An 8,358-nucleotide genomic window follows, 5' to 3' on the forward strand; every position below is an offset into this window, starting at 1 on the left:
CAGCGGCGCGAAGCGCCGGCCGCGCACCGGGCGGCGGGCGCTGCGGGACGCGGCGGCGGCCCCCACCAGGTGGGCCAGTCCGAGCACCAGCGCCAGCGCGAGCCCGGTCTGGAACTTGTAGATGTTGCGGAACGGCGAGAGCCAGCCGTCCAGCCAGTCCTGCACCACGCCGTGGAAGGGCGCGCCGGACGCGCCGCCGTACCCGGCGATCAGCACCAGCGCCGTCACCAGCACGGTCAGCACCAGCCAGCGCCGCTCGGGCACGTCCCGCCGGGCCAGGCCCGCCAGGCCCAGTCCGGCGGCGAGCGCGGAACACACGATGACGAGCACCGAGGAGGCCACGGTCCAGCCGGCCGGCAGCCACGCCTCACCGAAGTGCAGGTAGGCGACCCAGTTGCCGCCGCCGCGCAGCGCCTCCGTCGCCGACATGGTGTCGGTGGTGGTGCGCGCGGTCTCGATGAAGGGCAGGAAGTTCTCGCCGTAGACGCCGAGCAGCAGCAGCGGGATCCACCACCACGCCGTCGCCACGATCATCGCGGGCGTCCACCAGGCGATCAGCTTGCGCCGGCGGGGCCCCGCCGGGCGGGACAGCAGGTACAGGCCCACCGGCAGCAGCGAGGCCAGCGTGGAGGCCGCGTTGACCCCGCCCATGAACGGCACGACCAGCGCCGAGCGCAGCGCCGCCACCCTCGCCGTGTACCGCTCGTCGGCCAGCGGCAGCAGCACCCACGGCAGGAACGCGCCGGGCAGCGCGGCGGCCGACGTGGAGCCGATGACGGCGGTGAACACCGGCCACGTCGCGTAGGCGGTGGCCGCCAGCAGCCGGGAGGCGCCGCTGCCCACGCGGAGCCGTTCCGCCAGGCGCAGGGCGCCCCAGAAGGCGACCGCGACGATCAGCGACATCCACAGCCGCTCCGCCAGCCACACCGGCAGGTTCACCAGGTCGGCCAGCCAGTGGAACGGCAGCATCGGCCAGGCGTAGCCGATGTACTGGTCCTGGATGCCGCCGAACGAGTTCTGGCCGTGCCACAGCTGGCCCAGGTCGGAGAAGAACCGCCGCGGGGCGACCGTGACGCCCAGCTTGGTGTCGAAGGTCTGCCGGCCGGGCTGCACCGCCAGGAGGAGGACGAACACCACCGCCCAGAAGCCCAGCAGCCAGCGGCGCGACCGCGGGCCCTCGGGAGGGCCCGCGGTGGCCGCGCGCGTCGGGACGGCTGCCGGAGGGGGAGCCTGGACCGTGGTCGTCATTCGGGACACCGCCGGAGGATGAGAAGGAGGTTCCAGGTAGCGAACTCGCGCAGTCCGGGCACGGTGACCACGGCCCGGGTGAGGAACGGCCAGTAGCGGGACCGCGCCGCGACGAGCGTGACGTCGTCGCGGGCGCGCACCAGCCGCAGGGTGGTGCCGATGTGCACGCGGAACAGGTTCTCGCCGAGCCGGTGCTTGGCGTCCCTGCCGGTGCGGCGCTCGTAGCGGGCGCGGGCCCGTTCGGCGCCGAGGTAGTGCCAGGGGGCCCACTCGTGGCCGCCCCACGGCGACAGCCAGTTGGTGAAGGAGACGTAGATCAGCCCGCCGGGCCGGGTGACCCGGACCAGTTCGCTGAGGAAGGTCTGCGGATCGGCCACGTGCTCCAGCACGTTGGAGGAGAAGGTGACGTCCGCGGCGCCCTCGCACAACGGCAGCAGGTAGCCGTCGGCGATCACGGTCCCCTCGGGCGGCTTCTCCGCCAGCTCCCGCGCGTCGGGCTCGAAGAGGTAGGCGTGAGCGCCCCGGGCGCGGAACTCCTGGGTGAAGTGTCCGCTGCCGCCGCCGACGTCCACCACGACCCGGCCCGCCACCGGGCCGTCGTACGCCTCGACCTGGTCGGCCGCGTCCCGGGCGAGCAGGGCGTAGCAGGCGTCGGGATCGTCCTGCTCGCGCAGGAAGGCGCGGAAGAGGGCGAGGGAGCGGCGTATCGAGGGGTCCTTCGGCCCTCTGTCACTCATGGCTGCCAGCTCCGCACCGCCTCGGTGGCGACCGCGCGGAACTGCCGGACCGTGCGGTCCCAGCGGAACCGGGCGGCGTGGTCCCGGGCCGCCTCGCCCATGCGTTCCCGGCGGGCCCCGGACAGCGCCAGGGTGCACCAGGCGGCCGCGAACGAGGACTCGCCGCAGGCCAGGACGCCGGTCTCGCCGTCCACCACGGAGTCCCGCAGGCCGGGCACGTCGAAGGCGACGGCCGGGGTGCGGCGGGCGGCGGCCTCGGTGACCACCAGGCCCCACCCCTCCACGGCGGACGGGTGCAGCAGCAGCCAGGCCGCGCACAGCAGCCGGTGCTTCTCCGCCTCCGAGACGTGCCCGGTGAACTCGACGCCCGGTCCGGCCAGACGCTCCAGGCGTTCCCGCTCCGGTCCGTCGCCGACGATCACCAGCCGGCCGCCGGTGACCGGGCGGACCCGTTCCCACAGCCGCAGCAGCAGGTCGATGCGCTTGTACTCGACCAGCCGGCCCACCGCCACGAACAGCGGCTCGGCGGAGCGCGCCGTCCGCGGACCGGGCTCCTCCACACCGTTGTGGACGACCCGGATGCGCTCGCGCCGCACCCCGATCCCGCGCAGGGCCTGCGCGGTCGACGGGGAGACGGCGACCAGCAGGCCGCGCTGCCGCGCTCCGGTGAGCGCCCAGTGCTCCAGGCGCCGGCCGAGGCGGGCGGCCGGGGCCAGCGGGCCGCCGAAGCGCATCGCCCACAGGTCGGTGTGCACGTGGTTGACCAGGCACAGGGTGGGTCCGCGGTGCCACAGCGGGGCCAGGTAGGGCATGCCGTTGCACACCTCGACGAGCAGGTCGCAGTCGCCGACCTGGCGGGTGAAGGCGGAACGGGCGCGCAGGTAGTGGCCGTAGGCGCCGCCGGCGGACACCACGCGGTAGTCGCGGAAGGAGGCGGGCCCCCCGCACAGCAGGGTGACCTGGTGGCCGAGCCGGGTCAGGCCGTCGGCCAGGCGGTCCACCAGCAGTTCGGAGCCGCCGGCGGAGGGGTTGGCCAGGTCGCGGTGGGCGAGGAAGACGATCCGGCGGGGCTGTGGGGGGAGCGCCGGAGGGTGCGGTACCGCGCCGAGGGGTGCGGTGCGCGCGGGGTCCGCCGGCCCGGCCGGGGCCGGGAGCGGGGGGTGGGACGGCACGTGCTGGGGCATCGGTGCTCCAACTCGTCTCGGGGTGCGGAACTCTGCGTGGGGAACGCGGGACGCGGTGCGAGGGGGTGGAACGCGGCGAGCCGCGCCAGGGGTGGGGTGGGTGAGGTCGGCGGCGCGGGCGGTGCGGTCGGTGAGGGGCGGGATCCGGTCCGGAGAGGTCCCGTGAGGGCTCTGACCGGACCGGCCGGTCCGGGGGTGTGGGCGTGCAGTGCTTGGGTGGAGTTGGACAGTTTTCGCCCAGTCGTCCGCCAGGTCTACTCACCGATGTGACAATTTCCGGCTTTGTTGAAGCTGACGCCATGTCATTTTGTGAGCACCGGCTGGGGCGAACCGGTCGTACCGGTCGAATCGGGCCGGTCCTCTTCCTTTCGCCCACGGGCGACCAGGAGCCCGCCGGCGAGCGCCGCCACCGAACCGGCCACCACCGCGACGACCGGCAGCGTCTCGCCCACCATCCGCAACCGGCCGCTGTCCTGCTCGGCCTGCCGCACCGCCTCGCGCTGCGTGGCGGTGGTGAAGGAGATCTTCTCGGCGTCCAGCAGCACCGCCGCGTCCTTGTCCGCGCCCGGCGCCCGCAGGGTGCGCTTCGGCCCGGTCTGCGCGTAGATCACCCGGCCGGTGCGCTGGTCGACGACCAGCTCCACACCGTGGTTGGCGTACCACTCCTCGGCCAGCACCTGCGGCCGGCCCGGCTGGTCGACGATGCTGCCCGGCACCAGGCGCGTGCCGGCCTTCGTCGGCGGCACCGAACCGGTGAACCGGTAGCCGGTGTAACCCTGCACCTTCTTCGTGCCCCGGTACTTCAGCACGACGGTGTCCCCGAGCGTGTTGTCCCACCACTGGTAGGAGCGTTTCTGCACGTCGAAGGGGAACTTAAGGTACGCCTCGCCCTCGATGCGGGGCGTCTCGCCGCAGCAGTGCACCGGCTTCGTCGTCCGGCGGTCCAGCACCCAGCGGTGCGGGTTGAAGTCCAGCGCGTCGTGCGGGTCCGCGGCGGGCAGCGACTCGTCCGTGTCGACCGTGGTGATCACGTCCCACACGGCGTTTCCGCTGCGCTCGCTCGCCTCGACGTTGCCGCGCACCCGCTGGGTGACGGTGATCCGCTGGTCCGGCACGGTCTCGATCTTCCCGGTGTCGAACACGCTGCCCCGGCCGGTGTAGACCGCGGTGGTGTCGATGTCGACCGGGTTGACCGCGGCACGGGGCTTCACGTACCAGGCCAGCAAGGGGGCCAGCACCAGCAGGAACGTGCCGAGACCCAGCAGGATCAGGGAAAACGGGGAAGCTGTACGGCGCATCCGGGCACTCCAGGGGCTTGGGACGGTGCGACGCCGACGGGCGGCACCGTGGGCATGAGCGCATGCGAGAGGGCTGGTCCACCCGACACCCCTTATGGGCCGGGAACGGTATGCGCCCCTTGACGGAGTGTCAATGTCACGTCGACACTGGAGCCGGGACGGGCGGGGTGGCCGGTCGGTTGCGGGGGTGGGGAACCTCCGACAGAGAGGCTGACCCAGCGATGCCCAGACTGTTCGCCGCCGCGCTGACCGTCGCGCTCGGCGCGGCCCTGGCCGTGGCCGCCGCGTTCGGCGTGGTCGCACTGCTCGAAGCGGTGCCCGACCAGCCCAACACCCCGATGATCACCTATGAGCAGGCCGGGCAGGGGAGCTGAGCCGTGACGGCCCCCTCCGGCCCGGTCAGGACGGTCACCTCCCGTTCCGCCTGGCACGACGTACCGCGCTACCAGGTGCGCCGGTTCGCCGAGATCGCCATGGCCGAGGCACCCTCGCTCGCCGAGGAGATCATGAACGAGATCCGGCGCGAGTACCCGCACCTGCCCGTGGTCCTCGACGACTCCGGCGAGCCCATGGCCCTGATCGGCATCCGGCGCGCCATCGAGGTGTTCGTCGGCCACCTGGAGCACGCGGACTACTCGGCCGGCCGGCCGACCGTACCGCCCGGCGTCTTCCAGGAGTTCGGCCGCGGAGAGGGCCTGCACGGCCGGACCCTGGACTCCCTCCAGGCCATCTACCGGCTGGGGGTCCGGCTCGCCTGGCGCCGGTTCGCCGAGATCGGCCAGCGCGTCGACATCCCGCCGCCCGCGATGTACGAACTCGTCGACGCGGGCTACGAGTACCTCGACGGCCTCGTGGACCAGTCCGTGCGCGGCTACGCCGAGGCCGCCGCCCGCCGGGCCGGTGAACGCCTGCGGCTGCAACGGCGGCTGCTGGAACTGCTGCTCGCCGAGCACCACCGGGGCGACCCGGCCGAGGCGCTCGGCGAACGCGCCGCCCGGATCGGCTGGCCGCTGCCGGAGAAGGTCGCGGTCGGCGTCCTGCTGCGCCCCGCGCGCGAGGCGGTGGCGCCCGCGGTCGGGCAGGGCGTCCTGCTCGACATGGAGTACGAACAGCCCCGCATGGTCGTCCCCGACCCCGACGCCGCCGGACGCCCCGAACTGCTGCACCGCGCCCTGGCCGGCTGGTCCGGCGCGATCGGCCCGCCGGTGCCGGTCGCCGACGCGGCCAAGTCGCTGCGCTGGGCGGAGGCCGCGGTGCGCCTGATGGAACGCCGGCTGCTGCCCGCCGGGGAGGTGCTGCACTGCACCGAGCACACCGAGGCCCTGGTGCTGCTCCAGCCCGAGGAGCTGATCGACGACCTGGCGCAGCGGTGCCTGGCCCCGCTGACCCACTGCGGCCCCACCCACGGGCGCCGCCTGGCGGAGACGCTGCTGGCCTGGCTGGAGACCCGGGGCGGGGCGCCCGAGGTGGCCGCGCGGCTCGGCGTCCACCCGCAGACCGTCCGCTACCGGCTGCGGCAGATCCGGGAGCTGTGGGGCGACGAGATAGACGACCCGGACCGCCGCTTCGAGCTGGAACTCGTCCTGCGCGCCCAGCGGTTGCGGGGCGAACTGGGGGACCCCCGCGTGCGCCGCTGACCACCGCCGCGTGCTCCCGGGGCCGTACGCGCGGCCGCGCACGGCCCCGCCCGGCCGCGACGTCCGCCGCTCCCGCCTGCCGTCCGGCACACCGGTCCCATTGCCCGTGCTCGTGCGGATGGTTAGCCTGTGTTCGCCATTCCGATCGCCTGTTGAAATATCGAACGCACCGGGAACCGCCCCTCCGGCCACCCGACGTCTCGAACGGCAGCGGGCGCCTGAGACACACAGGGAGGGGGACCGGCCGTGGGACGCCTCGTACCAGCCGTGACCCGGGCTCTGGACATCCTCGAGCTCTTCCTCGACGGGGACGGGACGCTCTCCGCCCCCGACATCGTGCGCAAGCTGCAGCTGCCGCGCACCACCGTCCACGAGCTGGTCACCACGCTCGCCGCCCGCAAGTACCTGGTGCCCGTGGCCGGCGAGCCCGGCCGCTACCGGCTGGGGGTCCGCCCGTACCAGCTCGGCGCCCGCTACGCCGAACACCTCGACCTCGCCGCCGAGGGCCAGCAGGTGGCCCGCACGATCGCCGAGACCTGCGACGAGACCGTGCACGTGGCGATCCTGGAGGACACCGACGTCATCTACATCGCCAAGGTCGACTCCACGCACGCCGTGCGGATGGTGTCCGCGGCCGGCCGCAGACTGCCTGCGCACTGCACCTCCGTGGGCAAGATGCTGCTGGCCTCCCTGCCCGAGCAGGAACTCGCCGCGCGCCTGCCCGACGGCGCCGGGCTGACCGCGATGACCCCCAACAGCATCACCGACCCGGCCGTGCTGCGCGAGACCCTCGCCGGCATCCGGAGCCGGGGCGTCGCCGTGGAGAGCCGGGAGTCCAACCCCGACGTCAGCTGTGTGGCCGCGCCGGTGCGCGACCGCACCGGGCAGGTGGTCGCCGCACTGTCCATCTCCGTACCCATGATCCGCTGGAGCCGCGACCGGCAGGCCGAGCTGGAGCGCCTCGCCGTGAAGGGCGCCGCCGACCTGTCCGAACGGCTCGGCCACCGGAGCACGCCATGACCTCCCGTTCCCGCACCGCCCTGGAGGTCGCCGTCCGCGCGGAGGCCACCCTGGGCGAAGGACCCGTCTGGGACGCGGCCGCCGGCCGCCTGCGGTGGATCGACATCCTCGCCGCCCGCCTGCACACCTACGATCCGGCCACCGGCCGGCGCACCGTGCGCACCGTGGACCAGCACGTGGGCGCGGCCCGCCCCCGCGCGGGCGGCGGCCTCGTCCTCAACCTGCGCGACGGCATCGGCCTGCTCGACCCCGACGACACGTTCCGCTGGCTGCACCGCGAGCCCGTCCCCGGCCGCCGCGGCAACGACGCGGGCGTCGCCCCCGACGGCACGCTGTGGGCCGGCACCATGCGCTACGACGAGGCCGCCGGCGGCGGCACCCTCACCCGGTTCCTGCCCGACGGCACCGCCGAGACCGTGCTGGACGACGTGACGGTGAGCAACGGCACCGGCTGGAGCCCCGACGGCCGGCGCATGTACTACATCGACACCCCGACCCGCCGCGTCGACGTCTTCGACGTCGGCCCCGACGGGCGGGTCACCGGCCGCCGCCCCCTGGCCGTCGTCGAGGAGGGAGCGGGCTTCCCCGACGGCCTCACCGTCGACGCCGACGGCTGCGTCTGGGTCGCCCTGTGGGACGGCGCGGCGGTCCGCCGCTACACCCCCGACGGCACCCTGGACCGGGTGATCCCGCTCCCCGTCCCCCGGGTCACCGCCTGCGCCTTCGGCGGGCCCGGCCTGCGCGACCTGTACGTCACCACGGCCCGCGTGGGGCTGACGGCCCCGCACCCGCTGGCCGGTTCCCTGCTGGTCGTCCCCGAGGCCGGCCGGGGCCTGGTCCAGCCGGTGTTCGGCGGCTGAGCGACGGCGCCCGCCCGGGCGGGTCCCCGCTCACCGGCCGGTGCGGTCCAGCCGCCGCAGCAGCTCGCGTTCGGAACGGGTCAGCGGCGGCTCGGCCGACGGCGGCAGCGGGGAACCGGCCAGGACGGCCAGGACCGTGTCCGGGCGGAACATGCGGACCGCCGGGGTGCGCATGCTGGTGACGTCCCAGACCGCCCGGGCCGCCGGGTAGGAGCCGGTGGCCGCCCGCATCATGCGGCGCGCGTACGCCCCGACGACCCGGTCCGCCGTCCCCGGCCGGCCGCCCCGCACCCCCGGGTAGTGGACGTCCTGGCTGATGGCCGACGACCACGCGGCGTGCACCGCCCGGGCGGCGCCGCGCAGCACCCGCCGGC

Annotated in this window: 8 protein-coding genes and 1 pseudogene; 4 read left to right on the forward strand and 5 right to left on the reverse strand. The window is 74.6% G+C overall.

Annotation, left to right across the window (positions count from 1 at the left end):
• The 4 genes from G3I53_RS23225 to G3I53_RS23240 form a co-directional block, all read right to left on the reverse strand.
• Nucleotides 1-1,248, reverse strand: a 1,248-nt coding sequence (locus G3I53_RS23225; protein WP_164438733.1) for an alpha-(1->3)-arabinofuranosyltransferase family protein, incomplete at its 3' end; no start/stop codon positions are given.
• The gene (locus G3I53_RS23230; protein WP_164339003.1) at nucleotides 1,245-1,985 is read right to left on the reverse strand and encodes a class I SAM-dependent methyltransferase; all 741 of its coding nucleotides are present in this window, start codon (nucleotides 1,983-1,985) and stop codon (nucleotides 1,245-1,247) included. The genes G3I53_RS23225 and G3I53_RS23230, both read right to left, overlap by 4 nt.
• On the reverse strand, nucleotides 1,982-3,169 hold the full coding sequence (locus tag G3I53_RS23235; RefSeq protein ID WP_164339002.1) for a glycosyltransferase family 4 protein: 1,188 nt from the start codon (nucleotides 3,167-3,169) through the stop codon (nucleotides 1,982-1,984). The genes G3I53_RS23230 and G3I53_RS23235 overlap by 4 nt, the downstream gene beginning before the upstream one ends.
• Before the next feature lie 302 nt (nucleotides 3,170-3,471).
• Nucleotides 3,472-4,467 carry a DUF3068 domain-containing protein gene (locus G3I53_RS23240; RefSeq protein ID WP_164339001.1) on the reverse strand — a complete coding sequence of 332 codons (996 nt, stop codon included), beginning with the start codon at nucleotides 4,465-4,467 and terminating at the stop codon, nucleotides 3,472-3,474.
• A gap of 221 nt (nucleotides 4,468-4,688) precedes the next feature.
• Here G3I53_RS23240 and G3I53_RS33425 point away from each other — a divergent pair, with 221 nt between their 5' ends.
• The 4 genes from G3I53_RS33425 (at nucleotide 4,689) to G3I53_RS23255 (ending at nucleotide 7,984) form a co-directional block, all read left to right on the forward strand.
• Complete coding sequence (locus tag G3I53_RS33425; protein ID WP_203592767.1) at nucleotides 4,689-4,841, forward strand: hypothetical protein; 153 nt, start codon at nucleotides 4,689-4,691, stop codon at nucleotides 4,839-4,841.
• A 3-nt stretch (nucleotides 4,842-4,844) separates the two neighbouring features.
• A complete protein-coding gene (locus G3I53_RS23245; RefSeq protein ID WP_164346311.1) occupies nucleotides 4,845-6,104 on the forward strand; it encodes a helix-turn-helix domain-containing protein in 1,260 nt (419 codons plus the stop codon).
• Nucleotides 6,105-6,350: 246 nt separating this feature from the next.
• A complete protein-coding gene (locus G3I53_RS23250) occupies nucleotides 6,351-7,124 on the forward strand; it encodes an IclR family transcriptional regulator (protein ID WP_164333004.1) in 774 nt (257 codons plus the stop codon).
• Entirely contained in the window at nucleotides 7,121-7,984 is an 864-nt protein-coding gene (locus tag G3I53_RS23255) for an SMP-30/gluconolactonase/LRE family protein (protein ID WP_164438734.1), read from the forward strand. The genes G3I53_RS23250 and G3I53_RS23255 overlap by 4 nt, the downstream gene beginning before the upstream one ends.
• Nucleotides 7,985-8,014: 30 nt before the next feature.
• On the opposite strand, the pseudogene G3I53_RS23260 reads toward G3I53_RS23255, so the two are convergent.
• Nucleotides 8,015-8,358 (reverse strand): annotated as a pseudogene (locus G3I53_RS23260) (pyridine nucleotide-disulfide oxidoreductase); the annotation flags it as partial.

The organism is Streptomyces sp. SID14436, from assembly GCF_010548465.1.
Taxonomy (GTDB): domain Bacteria; phylum Actinomycetota; class Actinomycetes; order Streptomycetales; family Streptomycetaceae; genus Streptomyces.